The organism is Nocardia sp. NPDC059154, from assembly GCF_042755705.1.
GTDB lineage: Bacteria > Actinomycetota > Actinomycetes > Mycobacteriales > Mycobacteriaceae > Nocardia.
In genome coordinates this window covers 17354-33499 of sequence record NZ_JBHZCS010000028.1, presented here as the reverse complement: position 1 = coordinate 33499, position 16146 = coordinate 17354, and the positions used below count along the sequence as shown (strand labels likewise).

Annotated in this window: 17 protein-coding genes; 7 read left to right on the top strand and 10 right to left on the bottom strand. The window is 68.3% G+C overall.

From position 1 onward, the window contains the following. The coding region (locus ACFXN1_RS23915; protein ID WP_379463674.1) for an SbcC/MukB-like Walker B domain-containing protein at positions 1–2126 on the top strand (2126 nt) is incomplete at its 5' end. A gap of 55 nt (positions 2127–2181) precedes the next feature. Here ACFXN1_RS23915 and ACFXN1_RS23910 read toward each other — a convergent pair. Together ACFXN1_RS23910 and ACFXN1_RS23905 are read right to left on the bottom strand one after the other, a co-directional pair. Then, positions 2182–2649 carry a YybH family protein gene (locus tag ACFXN1_RS23910; RefSeq protein ID WP_379442953.1) on the bottom strand — a complete coding sequence of 156 codons (468 nt, stop codon included), beginning with the start codon at positions 2647–2649 and terminating at the stop codon, positions 2182–2184. A gap of 10 nt (positions 2650–2659) precedes the next feature. Beyond that, on the bottom strand, positions 2660–3244 hold the full coding sequence (locus ACFXN1_RS23905) for an NADPH-dependent FMN reductase (RefSeq protein WP_379442952.1): 585 nt from the start codon (positions 3242–3244) through the stop codon (positions 2660–2662). Positions 3245–3379: 135 nt separating this feature from the next. Between ACFXN1_RS23905 and sigJ the strand changes: the two genes are divergently transcribed. Next, positions 3380–4270 carry an RNA polymerase sigma factor SigJ gene (gene sigJ, locus ACFXN1_RS23900; protein WP_379442951.1) on the top strand — a complete coding sequence of 297 codons (891 nt, stop codon included), beginning with the start codon at positions 3380–3382 and terminating at the stop codon, positions 4268–4270. A gap of 39 nt (positions 4271–4309) precedes the next feature. Here sigJ and ACFXN1_RS23895 read toward each other — a convergent pair whose 3' ends face one another. The 5 genes from ACFXN1_RS23895 to ACFXN1_RS23875 all read right to left on the bottom strand — a co-directional run bounded on the left by ACFXN1_RS23895 (position 4310) and on the right by ACFXN1_RS23875 (position 9314). Beyond that, positions 4310–4582 (bottom strand): DUF2277 domain-containing protein, encoded by a 273-nt coding sequence (locus ACFXN1_RS23895; protein WP_379442950.1) that lies wholly within the window; start codon positions 4580–4582, stop codon positions 4310–4312. Between the two features lie 72 nt (positions 4583–4654). Further along, positions 4655–5173: a methylated-DNA--[protein]-cysteine S-methyltransferase gene (locus ACFXN1_RS23890; protein WP_379442949.1), complete on the bottom strand. Its 519-nt coding sequence runs from the start codon at positions 5171–5173 to the stop codon at positions 4655–4657. Next, complete coding sequence (locus ACFXN1_RS23885; protein ID WP_379442948.1) at positions 5173–6672, bottom strand: DNA-3-methyladenine glycosylase 2 family protein; 1500 nt, start codon at positions 6670–6672, stop codon at positions 5173–5175. Before ACFXN1_RS23885 ends, ACFXN1_RS23890 begins: the two co-directional genes overlap by 1 nt. Before the next feature lie 67 nt (positions 6673–6739). Next, the gene (locus ACFXN1_RS23880) at positions 6740–6979 is read right to left on the bottom strand and encodes a YbdD/YjiX family protein (protein WP_379442946.1); all 240 of its coding nucleotides are present in this window, start codon (positions 6977–6979) and stop codon (positions 6740–6742) included. 7 nt (positions 6980–6986) lie between these two features. After that, positions 6987–9314 carry a carbon starvation CstA family protein gene (locus ACFXN1_RS23875; protein WP_379442944.1) on the bottom strand — a complete coding sequence of 776 codons (2328 nt, stop codon included), beginning with the start codon at positions 9312–9314 and terminating at the stop codon, positions 6987–6989. A gap of 325 nt (positions 9315–9639) precedes the next feature. Here ACFXN1_RS23875 and ACFXN1_RS23870 point away from each other — a divergent pair, with 325 nt between their 5' ends. The 3 genes from ACFXN1_RS23870 to ACFXN1_RS23860 are packed head-to-tail and all read left to right on the top strand — an operon-like array spanning position 9640 to position 12667. Then, positions 9640–10938 carry an ABC transporter substrate-binding protein gene (locus ACFXN1_RS23870; protein WP_379442960.1) on the top strand — a complete coding sequence of 433 codons (1299 nt, stop codon included), beginning with the start codon at positions 9640–9642 and terminating at the stop codon, positions 10936–10938. Further along, positions 10935–11831: a carbohydrate ABC transporter permease gene (locus tag ACFXN1_RS23865; protein WP_379442942.1), complete on the top strand. Its 897-nt coding sequence runs from the start codon at positions 10935–10937 to the stop codon at positions 11829–11831. Before ACFXN1_RS23870 ends, ACFXN1_RS23865 begins: the two co-directional genes overlap by 4 nt. Then, on the top strand, positions 11828–12667 hold the full coding sequence (locus ACFXN1_RS23860) for a carbohydrate ABC transporter permease (protein ID WP_379442941.1): 840 nt from the start codon (positions 11828–11830) through the stop codon (positions 12665–12667). The genes ACFXN1_RS23865 and ACFXN1_RS23860 overlap by 4 nt, the downstream gene beginning before the upstream one ends. A 55-nt stretch (positions 12668–12722) precedes the next feature. Here ACFXN1_RS23860 and ACFXN1_RS23855 read toward each other — a convergent pair whose 3' ends face one another. After that, entirely contained in the window at positions 12723–13664 is a 942-nt protein-coding gene (locus ACFXN1_RS23855; protein WP_379393839.1) for an acyl-ACP desaturase, read from the bottom strand. Between the two features lie 265 nt (positions 13665–13929). Between ACFXN1_RS23855 and ACFXN1_RS23850 the strand changes: the two genes are divergently transcribed. Together ACFXN1_RS23850 and ACFXN1_RS23845 are read left to right on the top strand one after the other, a co-directional pair. After that, positions 13930–14130, top strand: a complete 201-nt coding sequence (locus ACFXN1_RS23850) for a hypothetical protein (protein WP_379442940.1) — start codon at positions 13930–13932, stop codon at positions 14128–14130. Positions 14131–14189: 59 nt separating this feature from the next. Continuing rightward, a complete protein-coding gene (locus tag ACFXN1_RS23845; protein WP_379442959.1) occupies positions 14190–15089 on the top strand; it encodes an alpha/beta fold hydrolase in 900 nt (299 codons plus the stop codon). On the opposite strand, the gene ACFXN1_RS23840 is transcribed toward ACFXN1_RS23845, so the two are convergent. Continuing rightward, complete coding sequence (locus tag ACFXN1_RS23840; RefSeq protein ID WP_379442957.1) at positions 15040–15624, bottom strand: hypothetical protein; 585 nt, start codon at positions 15622–15624, stop codon at positions 15040–15042. The two genes, ACFXN1_RS23845 and ACFXN1_RS23840, sit on opposite strands and share 50 nt — an antisense overlap. 179 nt (positions 15625–15803) lie before the next feature. Beyond that, positions 15804–16146: hypothetical protein (locus tag ACFXN1_RS23835; protein WP_379463673.1), on the bottom strand; the 343-nt coding region annotated here is incomplete at its 5' end.

Here is a 16146-nt window from a genome sequence, read left to right as displayed (position 1 = left end):
GCACCGACCTCGCCGCCGACCTCGAAGACATCGACGCCGACGCAGGTCACGCTCGAGATCTCACCCTTCCCAGCCCGTTCGACGCCGTCGACTCCGACGCTGGTGACCGGACACACGACGGCAGCGGCGTCGAGGACGATGGATCGGCGATGCGCGAGGGCCGCGCCTCGGGGCTCGAGGCGGCTGTGCAGCGGTGGAGCGCACAGGTGGGCGCGCTCGATGAGGTTCGGGCGGATGCGGATTCGGCGACCCGGCTGACGCGGGAGCTGGCCGGGCTGCGGACCGAGCAGACCGATCTGGCTGCCCGGACCGGCAAGCTGGCTCAGCGGTTGCAGGAGCTGCCGGAAGCCGTTGCGGCGGTGGAGGTCCGGTTGCGCGACGCCGCGGATGCGGCGGCCGCACTGCCAGGACTGGAGGCCGAGTGCCAGCGGTTGCGCACCTCGGCCGCAGCCGCGGTGGAGTTGGAGCGGCGGCGCGGTGAACTGACCGGGGCGGGAACCGCTTTCGAGCGGGCGCGGACTGGGCACGCCGAGGCGTGGCAGCGTACGCAGGCACTGCGAGAGCAGCGCATGGCCGGGATGGCGGCGGAGCTGGCGGAGGGCCTGGCCGCGGGCGAGCCGTGCGCGGTGTGCGGGTCGCTCGCGCATCCGGATCCGGCGCGGCCGGCCGAGCATGCGGTGTCCAAGGCCGACGAGGACGCGGCGCTGGCCGCGGAGCGGAAGGCCGAGGCCGAGCGGGAGCGGGCCGGGCAACGGGTCACCGAGCTGGAGCGGGCGGTCGAGGTGCTGGTCGAGCGGGGCGGTGATGTGGACAAGGCGGAACTGGCCGCCGCACTGGACGATTCGACCCGGCGGTACACCGCGGCCAAGGGCATCGCGGGTCTCGTGGACGGGCTGACCGCCGAACTCGGCACGCTGCGCGCGGATCAGACCCGGCTGCAGGACGAGGCGCGGGAATGTGAAAGCCGGTCCAGTGCAACGACGGAGCGGATCGTCGCCAGCGATCGGCGGCTGGCCGAACTCACCGAGCGGCTGCGCGCGGCCGCCGGCGCCGACGGCACCGTCGACCGCCGCCGGGCCCGCCTGGCGGCGCTGGTCGAGGAGGCCACGGCGGTGCGGTCCGCACGTGTCGAGGCGGCAACTGCCCGCGAGCAGGTCGCGGTGGCCGCCGTCCGGGTCGAAAAGCTTTCCTACGACGCGGGTCTGGTGGATTCCGCGCCGCCGGTGATGGGGGAGTCGGGGCCGGACTACGGCGTGCTGGGCGAGTATGCCCGCGCGGTCGACGCCGCCTCCCGCACCGCCGCGCAGCAGACGGCCATCGAGGACGAACTGGTGGCCGCCGACCGGGCTCGCGCGCACGCCGAGGCCGTGCTCGCCGAACCTGAGATCCAGTCGGCCGGGGAGGACGAACCCGGCGATCCGCGCGAGCTGGAAACCGCGGTGGCGCAGGCGGAATCGGAGCTGAACCGGGCCGTTGCCGCGAATGCCGAGGCGGACCGGCGGCTGGCGCAGCTGGAGGGCCTGTGCGCAGAGCTGTCGGCGGCCGTCGATCGCATCGCCCCGCTCCAGCGCTCCCACGACGAGCTGGCCCGCCTGGCCGAGGTGGTGTCCGGCCGTGGCGAGAACAACCGCCGCATGTCCCTGCGCTCGTACGTGCTGGCCGCCCGCCTGGAGGAGGTGGCGCTGGCCGGTTCGGTGCGGCTGCGCCGGATGTCCGGCGGCCGTTACGAATTCGTCCACACAGATGCCGCGGGCCCGCGCGGCCGCCGCGGCGGCCTGGGCCTCGATATCCGTGACGACTACACCGGCGCGATCCGTCCGGCCAAAACCCTTTCCGGCGGCGAGACCTTCATGGCCTCCCTGGCCCTGGCCCTGGGTCTGGCCGACGTCGTGTCGGCCGAATCCGGCGGCCTGGTCATGGACACCCTCTTCATCGACGAGGGCTTCGGCAGCCTCGATGCCGACACCCTCGACGCCGTGATGGGCGTCCTGGACGAGCTCCGTTCCGGGGGCCGGGTGGTCGGCGTGGTGAGCCATGTGGACGAAATGCGCCAGCGCATCCCCAGCCGCCTGCACGTCATTCGCGGGCGCACCGGCTCCCGTCTCGAAACCTCGGTCGGCGCATAGGCTTTCGGGGGGGGCGAAAGCTCGCACGGCAACGGCACCCGACACCCCCGGCCCGTCACGGCTCCAGGTCGATCACACCTCTGCCGCTCGAGATGTCGAACGGCACCGATACCTGATCGTGCGCGATCAACCAGTTGCCGTCGATCTTCCGCATGCCGTAGGTGACCCGGACCCACATACCGCTCGTCGCGGCCCCGTTCTTCAGCGTGCCGCTGAGACGAGCGAAGGCGTGCCCGAATGCCACATCATCGCCGACGGTGAACGTCAGATCGCGAACCTCATAGGTCACACTCTCGAAGAACAGGAAGACTTTCGCCCAGTTCTCGAGTTTCGCTGCTATACCGACATGCTGGAGCGGCGGCTCGACATCGAAGGACACGACGTTGGGCGTGTACGCCTGTTTCAGGGCGTCGAGGTCCTTGGCTCGCAGTCCTTCGACCACCTTGTCGATGGTCCGGCGAATCTCGACTTCATCGGCCTCGATGCGGTCGGCGCGTGACTGAAAGTCGTCGGGTGTGGTCATGATCGACTCCTCAGGAATTGGCGAGCGTGGTTTCGGCGGCGGCGCGCAGGGGTGCGAGCGCACCACTCCAGGCGATGAGCTGATCCAGCGTCTTGGTCAGGGCGGCGGCATGATGGTCGCGAGGTGTGAAGGTGGTGAGGTCCTCGAAATCGGTGAGCACCGAGATCGCGACCTGATAGCCGACATCGGCCATGCCCAGCGTGCTGCAGACCACCCGCAGCTGCACCACGGCGCGGGCACCGCCGGCCGTGCCGTAGGAGACGAATCCGACTGCCTTGTCGGTCCACTCCCAGAGCAGATGGTCGAGGGCGTTCTTCAGCACCCCGGGGGCGCCGCTGTTGTACTCCGGGGTGACGATCACGAAGCCGTCGAATCGGGCGATCCGTTCGGCCCAGGCGCGGGTGTGTGCATGCATCGACGGGCCGAACATCGGCGGCACAGGCTCGTCGAGATGCGGGAGCGGGTGGTCGCGCAGGTCGATCAGTTCGAACTCGGCGTCGCCGCGCTGCGCTGCCGAGTCCAGAACCCACTGGGCGACCTGCGGGCCTTTGCGGTTGGGCCGGGTACTGCCGAGGATGATGCCGATTCTGATCATTTCCGGAACTCCTGCTCTGCTGAAAACGTCATGACCCTCCGACGACACAGCTGTCCGGAATGTCAGGCCGCCTCACAAATCGGGTCGCTGATTCGTCGATTTCGGTGGGGTACGCACAGACCGAAGGAGCCGCACATGACCGACCCGCACCTGCCCGGGGTGATCGATGAACGCCGTCAGCTGATCAATCTCGCCTACCGGCTGCTCGGCTCCCTGTCCGAGGCCGAGGATGTGGTGCAGGAGACCTACGCTCGCTGGTACGCGCTGTCCGAGCGGCAGCGGCGGGAGGTGGCGGCGCCCGGCGCGTGGTTGACGACGGTCGCCGGCCGGATCTGCCTCGATCTGCTCGGCTCGGCGCGCGCCAGGCGGGAACGCTATGTGGGCGAATGGATTCCGGAGCCGGTCCCCGACCGATCCGAATGGCTCGACGGTCCCGCCCCCGTCGATCCCGCCGACCGGGTCACCCTCGACGAGTCGATCAGCATGGCCTTCCTCGTCGTGCTGGATTCCATGACACCGGCAGAGCGGGTGTCGTTCATCCTGCACGACGTCTTCCGCTATTCCTTCGCCGAGGTCGCCGGCATCGTCGGGCGCACCCCCGCAGCCTGCCGCCAGCTCGCCTCCAGCGCCCGCCGCCGCGTCGATACCTCGCGGAGCCCGTCGAGCGCTGTGCGCACCGAGGTGGTCCGGGATTTCAAACGGGCTTGGGAGACAAAGGATATCGAGGCCCTCATCGGCCTGCTCGATCCGCAGGTGATCGCCACGGCCGATGGCGGCGGCCTGGCACTATCCTTCCACGACCCGATCAACGGCGGTGAGCAGGTCGCCCACGCCTGGATGGAAATCGCAACCCGCGGCCCCGTGGTAACCCTGCTGGAGCGGACGGTGAACGGCCAGCCCGGCCTGGTCGCGCAGCTCGACGGCACTATCGTCTCGGTCTACGCGTTCGATATCGCAGACGGCCGGATCACCCGCATCTGGGTGATCCGGAACCCGGAGAAACTGCGGCCCTGGACGGCCGGCTGAACTGAACAGCGCATCCGCACGCGGTTCCGGCCGATTCGGTTATCGGCCCGCGAAGCGCACTTCGGCGCGGGCGCGGGCCTTGGCGGCCTCGACCTCGCGGTCCTTGGGTGGGGCGGCGGTGGTCAGGCCGTCCAGCAGGCGGGTGGTTGCCGCGGCGATCTCCGCCACCGCCAGGTCGAAGGCGTCCTGGTTGGCTTGGGACGGTTTGGTGCTTCCGCTGATCTTGCGGACGTACTGCAGGGCGGCCGCATGCACCTCGTCCGGGGTGGCCGGCGGCTCGAAGTTGTGCAGGGTGTGAATGTTGCGGCACATGGCTGCCACGGTACGCCCGGGCACCGACGCGGCCCGGGCACGCTCGGGCGCGGACTCCGTGGGCGAGAGCCCTCAGGCCGACTCGTGGTCGAGCAGCCAGCGCTTGATCGGCAGGCCGTAGCGGAAGCCGCCGAGGCTGCCGTCGGTACGGATCACCCGGTGGCAGGGCACGAAGAGCGCGGCGGCATTGCGGGCGCAGGCATTGGCCGCCGCGCGGGTGGCGGCGGGCCGCCCGGAGATGGCCGCGAAGTCGGTGTAGGTGACGGGAGCTCCGGCCGGCACCTTGCGCAGGATCTCCCAGGCGTGGGTGAGGAACGGTCCGGAGACCTGGCGCACGGCGATGCCGTCGATAGCCGTGAGGTCACCGGCGTGGTATTCGGTGACGGCTCGCGTGACCGCGCCGAGGGCGTCTCGTCCGCGCAGCGCGGTGGGCCGGATGCCGGGGTGGATGAGCGCCCGCAGTTCTTCCGGATCGGCGGTCCAGCCGGAGGCGAGGACCACCCCGTCGTCGTCCACGATGGCGGTGAACGGACCGGCGGGTGTCGCGACGGTGGCGTAATCGGCTGTGCCGACAGGGGTTTCGGAGCTCACTACGGGGTCCTCCGGTTGGCCTCGGCGGGGTGGGCGAGGGCGTGTTTCCACAGGTGCATGGTGAGGTATGAACGCCATGGCGACCAGCGGGCGGTATCGGCGAGGTCGATGCCGAGCAGTCCCGCGCCGCGGCGCACGACCAGGTCGGAGTGTAGGAGCACGTCCGGATCGGCGAGCAGGCGCATGGTGACGTAGTCCGCGGTCCAGGGTCCGACGCCGTCCAGGGCCAGCAGGTCGCGGCGCAGTTCACCGGCGGTGCGGCCGGAGTGCAGCACCAGGTCGCCGGTGGCCAGCGCCTTGGCCGCGCCGACGATGGCCTCGATGCGCCGGCTCGGCCCGGTCAGTACCTCGGAGCCGCGTTCGGCGATGGCCTCGGCGGTGGGGAACAGGTGCGGGATCGGCCCGGCGATGGTCTCGCCCAGGCCCTGTACCAGCCGCGCGGTGTGGGTATTGGCCGCGGCTACCGAGATCTGCTGCCCGATCATGGTGCGCAGCAACAGTTCCGGGCCGTCCAGGCAGCCGGGGACCCGGATGCCGGCGGGCAGCACGGCGCCCGGAAAGCCCGGGCGCGGTGGGCTTCCCGCCATGCTGGCGGCCATGGCCTCGTCGATCCCGATGGGATCGGCGTCCAGATCCAGGAGGTGCCTGATGCGGGCGACGGTCGGCGCGAGATCACGCATGTCCTGCAGCGACAGTGAGGCCCGCACGTGGCCGGGCTGGATGGACAGTCGAATCGTGGTGTGGCCGTGCGGTGTTCGCAGGCTGCGGCTGTAGACGCCCTTCTCCCACAGCTCCACGCCCGGGACGGTGTGGGCGGACAGGAACCATTCCAGCCACGACTTGTCCAACGGTTCGCGATAGGGGAGTCGCAGGGTGAGCAGCCCGTTGGTGGCCGGCAGCGTGTCGCCGTTGCGCCGCCGGGATTCCTCGCGCAGCGTGGTCGGGCTGACCGCGAACACCTCGCGCACGGTGTCGTTGAACTGCCGGATGCTGGCGAATCCGGCCGCGAACGCGATGTCCGACATGGGCAGCCGGGTGGTCTGGATCAGCAGCCGGGCGGTGTGCGCGCGGTGGGCGCGCGCCAGTGCCAGTGGGCCGGCGCCGAGCTCGCTGGTGAGTACCCGGGTGAGCTGACGCTGGGAGTAGCCGAGGGCATCGGCGAGGGCGGGCACGCCGCCGCGTTCGATGACGCCGTCGCCGATCAGGCGCATGGCGCGGGAGGCCAGGTCCGCGCGGGTATTCCAGAGGGGCGAGCCGGGTGCGGCGTCGGGCAGGCACCGGCGGCAGGCGCGGAAGCCGTGCTGCTGTGCGGCGGCCGCGGTGGGCAGGAAGGTGACGTTGGTGCGTTTGGGGGTGATGGCCGGACAGGAAGGGCGGCAATAGATTCCGGTGGTGCGCACCGCGGTCACGAACTGCCCGTCGAACCGGGCGTCCCGGGTTGCCACGGCGCGGTAGCAACGCTCGAAATCCAAGTCGTTCGCACTCACGCATACCACCATGTCAGTCCCGGCCGACCTCTGCTAGCGGGTATCGGACATGGATGTTGGCGGAAAACCGCCACTCGTGTCAACAGCAGCGATTTGCGGGGTTCTTGGCGGCGGCCGCATGGCGATCGCGCCAATACTGGCGCTCGCTGGGAATCTCGCATCCCGGGTGCTGCAGCCGCAGGTGATCGACGTAGCGGGCGTAATCGTTGCCGCCGAGGATCGAGTTGAACCACCAGGCAACGGCTTTCACGGCCCGGACGAGGGCGAGCCCCGCCCGCCGCAGCGGACCTGCGGCGAGCGGGGCTTCGGGGGCACTCATCGGCGCGTCAATGACTGGCGACCGTGGCCGCGCCGGGCGCGCGGATCTTGCCCTCGGCGATCAGGGTGTCCCATTCCTGCTGGACCTCCTTCTCCGCCTTGGTGGCGAGGAAACCGCTGGGGCCGAAGATCTTCGACGGCACCTCCGGCGATTCGGTGGTCTCACTGCCGCCCTTGCGGATGGCGCGTAGGCAGACCCACACGCCGACCAGCGCCACGATCAGCACCATCACCGCGAACACGATGGAGAGCGTGCCCTGGACGAAGGTATTGCGGATGATCTTGTCCATGTCGTGGATCTGCTGGTTCAGCGCGGCGACGTCCTTGACGCCCTTCGGCAGCTGCCCCGAATCGCGTGCGGCGATGTAGGCGTTCTGCTTGTCGATGGTGTTGTTGTGTAGCGTCCAGTAGCCGATCTTCGGGTCACCCGAGAAGATCTTCTGGAACGAGGCCGTCATGGTGACGATCAGGTCCCAGACCAGCGGAAGCGCCGGAATCCAGGCCCATTTCACGAGCCCCTTCTTGACCACGATCACCAGCACCACCGTCAGCGCGATCGCGGCCAGCAGCTGGTTGGAGATGCCGAAGAGCGGGTACAGGGTGTTGATGCCGCCCAGTGGGTCGGTGACACCCATCAGCAGCACCGAACCCCACGCGGCCACGACCACGCCGGAGCAGAAGAACACGCCCGGCCACCACGACGGATCCCGGAACTTCTTGGCCACGCCGCCCATGTTGCCCAGCGAATCCGAGAGCATGAACCGCGCGACGCGGGTGCCCGCGTCGATGGTGGTGAGGATGAACAGCGCCTCGAACATGATGGCGAAGTGGTACCAGAACGCCTTGAGCGAGGTACCGCCGATGAACTTGTGCATCACCTCGGTCATGCCGATGGCGAGGGTGGGCGCGCCACCGGTGCGCGAGTAGACCCGGGACTCACCGACGCTCTGCGCCATGTCGTTCAGGTACTTCGCGTCGATCGGGCTGCCGCCCACACCGAGCTTGTTCACGCTGTCGGCCGCGGCCTGCGCGGAGGTGAGGCCGGGGCTGTTGATGGCGAAGTACAGGTGCTGATCCAGGATCGACGCCGCGATGATCGCCATGACCGCCACGAACGACTCCATCAGCATGCCGCCGTAGCCGATCATGCGCGCCTGCGACTGCTTCTCCAGCAGCTTCGGCGTGGTGCCCGAGGACACCAGCGAGTGGAAGCCGGACAGCGCACCACAGGCGATGGTGATGAACAGGAACGGGAACAGGCTGCCCGCGAAGGACGGACCGTTGCTGTTGGACGCGAACTGGGAGACCGCGGGGGCCTGCAGCACCGGCATGGTGACCAGCACGCCGATGGCGAGCAGGCCGATGGTGCCGATCTTCATGAAGGTGGACAGGTAGTCGCGCGGAGCCAGCAGCAGCCACACCGGCAGCACCGAGGCGATGAAGCCGTAGATGATCAGCATCCAGGCGATGGTGGTACCGGACAGCGTGAACAGGTCGCGGCCCCAACCGGATTGGGACACCGGATTGCCGAGCAGAATCGCCGCCAGCAGCAGCACGAAGCCGAACAGCGACACCTCGCCGACCTTGCCGGGCCGGAAGAAGCGCAGGTACAGGCCCATGAACAGGGCGATCGGGATGGTCATCGAAATGGAGAACACACCCCACGGGCTGCCGCCCTCGAGCGCGCCGGTGGTCGGATTCTTGGTCGCGGCAAGGGCATTCACCACGACGATGCCCAGCACCGCGAGCAGGATCATCATGATCACCAGCACCGCGATGATGGCCGCGACCCCGCCGACCACGCCGAGCTCGTCGCGCGCCATCTGGCCCAGCGACCGGCCGCGGCGCTTCACCGAGGCCCACAGCACCAGATAGTCCTGCACCGCACCGGCCAGCACCACGCCGACGATGATCCAGATGGTGCCGGGCAGATAGCCCATCTGCGCGGCCAGCACCGGGCCGACCAGCGGGCCGGCGCCCGCGATGGCGGCGAAGTGGTGGCCGAACAGGACCCGGCGGTCCATCGGCATGTAGTCCTTGCCGTTCTCCATTTCCTCGGCGGGAGTGGCGACATCATCGCGCGGCTTGGTGATCCGGTATTCGATGAGCCGGGCGTAGAACTGGTACGCGAGTACGTAAGTGCAGAGGGCTGCGATGACGATCCACACCGCGTTCACGTTCTCGCCGCGCATGAAAGCGAGGATGGCCCAGGCGATTGCGCCGATCACGGCGATGACGAGGAAGATGCCCTTCTTCGCGGGCGTCATGGGCGTCCGGTCCACGACACCTACCGGAGGTAGGTCGGGATCCGTCCGGAGGTATTCGATGGTCGCCATGCGACAACTCTCCCTGCGGTACTGCGGCTTCTAACTGAAATGGTCACAACGTAGCCCAACCGACATGCGAGTGAACCGGCTTCGACCAGCTGTTCACCTGGTGTGGTAGCGCCAGGTACGGGTGGCCCGGCGGACGCTGCGGCCGGCGCGCGGGGGTGGTGCGAGCCGGTCGGATTCCCGCGATTTCGCGTGTTTGCCGCGTGTCGCAGGTTGCTCCCCGTATGCTGCCATGCTGGTTCGAGATCTGCGTCACTGTGGTCCTTTAGTTCGTTTAGTTCACGGAGATATATCTTTGGCGAGCGAATGGGCGGCCCGGCCCGGCGGAATGGATCGGCGTAGCCTGCTGCGCTCGGCCGCGCTGGCGGCGCTGCTGGCCGCGGGCGGCTGCGCGGGCGGGGGCGACGACGCGGTCACCTTCTTCTTCCAGGCGCGGCCCGAGGAGGCCCGGGCGCGGCTGCGCATCATCGACGAATTCCACCGGCGGCGACCGGATATCAGGATCCGCACCATCATGTCCGGGCCCGATCCCCTGCAACAGATGCTCACCTACTGCGCGGGCGGCAAATGCCCGGATGTGCTGATGGCGTGGGAGCTGCTCTATGCCGGGCTCGCCGATCGGGGTGTGCTGGTGGATCTGCGCGAATTCCTGGACCGGGAGCCGGATTACGCTGCCCGGCTGCGCGCCGACGGGTACGCGACACTGCGCGACACCTTCGTCTGGGACGGCGGGCAGTACGCGCTGCCGGAGCAGTGGTCGGGGGTGTTCCTCTACTACAACCGGAAGCTGTTCGCCGAGGCCGGGATTCGCCCGCCCGCCCGCTGGTCCGAGGCCTGGACCTTCGCGGAGTTCCTGGCGGCCGCGCGGGCGCTCACCCACCGCGACGCCGGCGGGCGCACCGGGCAGTGGGGATTCGTGGACGCCTGGGTGCCCTACTTCTCGGCGGCCTGCTTCGGTATGAACAACGGCGTCGAATGGTTCAGTCCGCCGGTGCGGCCCACCAGCACCAATCTCGGGGATCCACGGTTCGCGGCCGGGTTCCAGTTCTATGCCGACCTGGCCGTGCGGCATCGGGTCGCGCCCAGTGTCGGTGACCGGCAATCGGTTTCGGCGCAGGATCTGTTCCGCAGCGGGCGGGCCGCCATGCTCATGGGCGGGCACTGGCTGTACTCGGAGTTCACCGGGCACGACGACCTCGACTTCGATGTCACGGTGCTGCCGGTCGGGCCGGACGGGGGTCCGGGCGCGATCACCGATATCGGCAGCACCGGACTGGCCATCGCGGCGAGCAGTCCGCGGCGTGAACAGGCCTGGGAATTCGTGAAGTTCGCGACCGGGCCCGAGGGACAGGCCATCATCGCGGAGTCGGGTCTGTTCGTGCCGGTCCTGCGATCGGCCATGCAGTCACCGGGATTCGCCGCGGCTCACCCGGCGCTGCGCAATCTCGAAGTCTTCACCGAGGGGCCGGAGAATTCGCGTCCGCTGGCCGTGACGCCCGTGTGGGGCAAGGTGGAAGCGCTGCTCGAACGTGGCTGCAATCGAGTGCTGCGCGGCGCGGCGACAGGGGACTCGCTGGGCGGACAGACCAGCGCCGATATCGATCAGCTACTGCGGGCGGCGGTATGAGGGGTGGGCCGGTGCTGGAGCGGCGGCGGGCGCGCGCCGGAAGGCTGTTCGTGGCACCGAATCTGGCCGCCATCCTGGTGTTCATGCTGTTCCCGCTGGGGTTTTCGCTGTATCTGAGCTTCCACTCCTGGGATCTGTTCAGCCCGCCGCGGTTCGTGGGTGTGGCGAACTATCGGCGGCTGTTCTCCGAGGACCCGCTGTTCTATATCGCCCTGCGGAATACGGCCGTGTTCACGATCCTGACGCTGGTGCCGACGGTGGCGGTCAGCCTCGCCGTCGCGGGACTGCTGAATCGGAAACTGCGCGGTGTCGGGGTGTTCCGGACCGTGGCATTCCTGCCGCTGGTGGCATCGACCGTCGCCATGGCGGTGGTGTTCCGCTTCATCTTCGCCAGCGATGACGGGCTCGCCAATATTCTTCTGGGCTGGATCGGCCTCGGCCCGGTGCCGTGGCTGACCGATCCGCAGTGGGCCATGGTCTCGCTGAGCCTGGTGACGGTGTGGAAATCGGTGCCCTTCGCCACCGTCATCCTGCTCGCGGCCATGCAGGGCGTCCCCGAAAACCTGTACGAGGCAGCGAAAATCGACGGCGCGAACGCCTGGCGCCGTTTCCGCTCGATCACCATCCCGCTGATCCGCGGCGCGCTCTCCTTCGTCCTGGTCATCACCGTCATCAACTCGGTCCAGGCCTTCGACCAGGCCTATGCCCTGACCGGCAGCAACGGCGGCCCCGAGACCGGCACCTACGTCCTGGGAATCATGCTGTTCCAGAACGCCTTCCGCTTCTACGAGGTCGGCTACGCCTGCGCCCTGGCCTGGGTGATCTTCGCAATCCTGCTGGCCTTCACCCTGATCCAGCAATGGCTGGCCCGACGATCCGAGGTGGAGCTTTGAGCCGCGGCGGAGTGGTGCGGCGCTTGGTCGCCGCGGCACTGACCTATCTGGCGTTGATCGTGGTGGCGTGGTGCGCGCTGACCCCGATCCTGTGGTCCGTCTCGGCCTCCCTGAAGTCCGACGGTGAGCTGACCGACGCGGCGCCCCTGCCGGCGCACCCCCAATGGTCCAACTACCGAGAGGCTTTCGACGCCATCCCGCTCGGCCGCATGCTGCTCAACACCGTCGTCTACGCCGCCTGCGTGACCGCCGGCCAGGTCTTCTTCTGCTCTCTGGCCGGATACGCCTTCGCCCGCCTGCGTTTCGCCGGCCGCGAGGTGCTGTTCGTGGGCTACCTGGCCACCCTCATGGTCCCGCTCACCGTCACCGTCATCCCGCAGTTCCTGCTCATGCGGGCCTTCGGCTGGATGGACACCCCCTGGGCGATGATCGTTCCCGGTCTCTTCGGGAGCGCCTTCGGCACGTACCTGATGCGCCAGTTCTTCCGCACCCTCCCCATCGAATTGGAGGAGGCGGCCATTCTCGACGGCTGCACCCCGTGGCAGACCTATTGGCGAGTCCTGTTGCCGCACACCAAACCGGCGGTCATGGTGCTGGCGGTCCTCACCTGGATCACCGTCTGGAACGACTTCCTCTGGCCCCTGATCATGATTCAACGCAACGACTACGCGACCGCCACCCTGGGTCTCGTCCGGCTCCAGGGGCAGTACTCGACCAACTGGCCGCTGCTCATGGCCGCGGCCACGGTCATCCTGCTGCCACTGCTGCTGCTCTATGCGCTCGCTCAGCGCGCCTTCGTCCGCGGCGTCGCCCTCTCCGGCCTGGGTGGCCGCTGATAGGCAGGACCGGTAGCTGGTCGAGCATGCGCTGGGCACATGCCCGACCCACCGGCTAGCCGACCCGTGCCGCTTCGCGGCTGAGGATCCGTTCGCGTTGTTCTTCGAACCGGATGACATCGCGACCGAGTTTCTCGAGGTACTGGTCGAGGTGTTCGCGACTGCGTTCGCCGCGCGCGGTGAAATCGGTGCGCGTGAAGACGTTCCAGATGCGCAGGACCGGCAACAGGACCTCGTCCAAGTGCTGGCGCAGATCGTAGATTCCGTGCTTGACCATCAGGACGCCGTTGCGACGCCAGTTCGGCATTCCGGTGCCCGGCATGGCGAAGGTATTCACGATCTTGGTCACCGACTCCATCGCCTGGTCGGGAGCGATGTCGAAGGCGGCACCGGTGATGTTGCGATAGAACATCATGTGCAGGTTCTCGTCGGCCGCAATGCGTTGCAGCATCCGGTCGGCGATCGGGTCGTCGCAGACCCTTCCGGTGCTGCGATGACTGACACGGGTGGCCAACTCCTGGAAGGTCACGTACGCGACCTGATCGAGGACGCCGCCGAAGCCATCCGGCGCGTGGACGCCGCGGGTCAGGTGCACCATCCGGTCGTTCTCCAGCGCGACGGGGTCGACAGCGCGGGTGCACACCAGGTAGTCCCGCATGGCGATCGCGTGGCGGTTCTCCTCGGCGGTCCAGCGGCCGACCCAGGTGCCCCACGCGCCGTCCCGGGAGAAGTTCTCGGCGATCACCCGGTGGTAGGAGGGCAGGTTGTCCTCGGTCAGCAGGTTCGTGATCATCGCGACCCTGGCGACCTGGGAGAGCCGTGACTGCCCGGGCTCCCAATCGTCGCCACCCATGGCCGCGAAGTTGCGGCCCTCGCTCCAGGGCACATAGTCGTGCGGACACCAGTCCTTCGCCGTGGACAGATGCCGGTCGATATTGGCCGCGACAACCGGCTCCAATTCCGTCAGTAACTCGATTTGCGTCAAGTCCCTAGCCATACAGCGCCTTTCGGATTCGGTGGAAAAAACCACGGAACATACCGCTGTTCATGCATCGCTGACTGCGCGGCATCGCCGCGCCTATACCCTAGACGGACACGATGGGATTGGGGCGTATCCGGCCCCACCAGTCGAACCGCCGAGACGAATTTGCCGCATTTGTCACGACCATCACGCAATGCCGCCGAGTGGTTCGACTACGGCGTGTACGCCGCCACGGCCGGCTACCTCACGTCCGCCTTCTTCCCGGGCACCCTCGGCACCGGTGGCCACCCCGCCGGGCGGCCTGCGCCCGGTGCTGACCACCTACCGGTGCGAACTGCTCACCCTGATCGGGCTGGTCGCCTGCGCTTTCCTGCGCGAAACCGCTGGAACCTCATTGCACGGCACCGAGATCCCCGCCGCCGAGCGCACACCCGTCGCGAGCACGAGCCGCGAACTGCCCTCCCTCAGTGCGGAAGGTTGACGGCACGCCGGTGTGGGTAAAGAACCCAGCATCCGTCGTTGTCGACCACTGGGGGAAATGTGCCCGAACCTGACGGTCAACTCTCCGAAATCTCCACCACCGCTCCGACATTCGTGTTCGTCCACGGCTTGACGAGCAACAGTTTCTTCTGGACGCCTGTAGTGCGCGAACTGGCATTGCTCGGACACCGCAGTCTGCCGGTGGATCTGCCCGGCCACGGGCTCGACGCCTCGATACCGCTGTCGTATCAGGCGCAGGACATTGCCGCATTCGCCACCGGGCCGTCGCCGATGGCGGCAATCACCGTGCAGGACAATGTCACCCACGTCATCGACGCGGTGCGGCAGGTGCGGCGGCACGGCCCGGTGATCCTGGTCGGCCACAGCCTCGGCGGCATCACGATCGGTCTGGTCGGCAATGCCATACCCGAAGCCATTCACCGCATCGTCTACCTGTCCGCCTTCTGCCCGTCCACCCCGGACGCGCCCAGCGCCATGGCGCTGAGCCAGACTCCCGAAGCCTTGAAGGACGTCCCGATCCCGAATCCGGACCATTCGCTGTTTCTCGGAATGGAGCCGGTATCCCGCGGCCTCATCCGATTCAACCTGCGTTCGGCCGATCCCGAAGCGCTCGAGGATTTCCGGGTGACCAATATGCCCGAGGCCACGCTCGAGCAGATGCTCCTGGTACTCAACTTCGGAATGCAGCCCGAGGACGGCGCACAAACCAATTTCGCCGACGCCCGGGTCGAGGCCGACACCTGGGGACGAATTCCCCACAGCTACATACGTCTCACCCGGGACAATGTCATCTCCGCGGCACTGGCCACGAAAATGATCGACGACGCCGACCGCCTCACCCCGGACAATCCCTTCGATGTGCACAGCCTGGAGGCCGGGCATGCCGGTGTCATGTTCCGGGCTCGCGAACTGGCGGCCATCCTCGACCAGCTCGTCTGAACCGATGACGAAGGCCGCCAATTGGTTTCGTCTCGGCGGCGTCGCTCGCGCCGAGGCTGGCCAGGAGGCGGAGGTTGTCGTGGGCGGCCGTGCCGGTGGCGGCCGACTGCGTGACGAGTTTCGTTCCGGTGGCGTCGGGGAGCGCGAAGTTTTCCTGGTGCAGTTCCAGGTAGCCGACCAGGGGATGGTTGTACGCCTTGCGCCCGTGGGTGCGGCTACGGACGTCGGCGCGTGCCCAGAGGCGGCGGAAGCGTTCGCTGCGCATGGCGAGTTCGCCTATGAGAGAGGCCAGTTCGGAGTCGTCGGGGTGGCGGCCCGCCGACAGGCGCAGGTGGCCGACGGTGTCGAGCGTGCAGCCATCCCAGTCGGCGAACAGGGCGCGGCCTTCGTCGGACAGGAAGACGTGCCGCGCGATGTTCAATCCCTGCGCGCGGCGGCCGTACAGCAGATCGGCGTGCCGATTCGCGGCGAGCACCGTCATGCGGTGATCGATGAGGAACGCCGGGGCATCGGCGACGAGGTCCAGCACCCGCAGCAGCTCGGGGCCGTGCGCTCGTCCAGATACGGCCCAGACCTGTCGCCTGTGCGTAGACGCAGCCGCGATTCAATCGCTGAGCAGGAGGGCGGCGACGGCCTCCGGGGACTCGGCATGTCGGTGGGTGGACCGAAAATGCCCAGTGGAAGCGGAGATTCGGCGGTTCTTGTGGTCGTGCGTCATCCGTCTGCGAGGCGCTGGATGGCGGCGCTCAGCCAGGCCTGGAGGTCGGCTGGGTCGCCGAGTTCGGATCGCAGGACGCGGCGGCGGGTCGAGACGCCGAGTACGAAGGCGTCGATCGCGGCGGCCCGGTTGTAGGCGTCCGCGTCGTCGAGGCCGCTGTCGCGCAGGTAGCGGTGCAGCGGCTCCAGTGAGTTCGTGTCGAGGAAGCCGGCCAGCGCCTCCGCGGCCTCCGGGCGCTCGCCGGACGCGCGTTGCAGGACGAGCAGCGGATCCTGTCCGGGCGCATCGAACCAGCGGTGGACGATCATCGCCGCGAGGCGCGCACCCAGGGCGGAACGG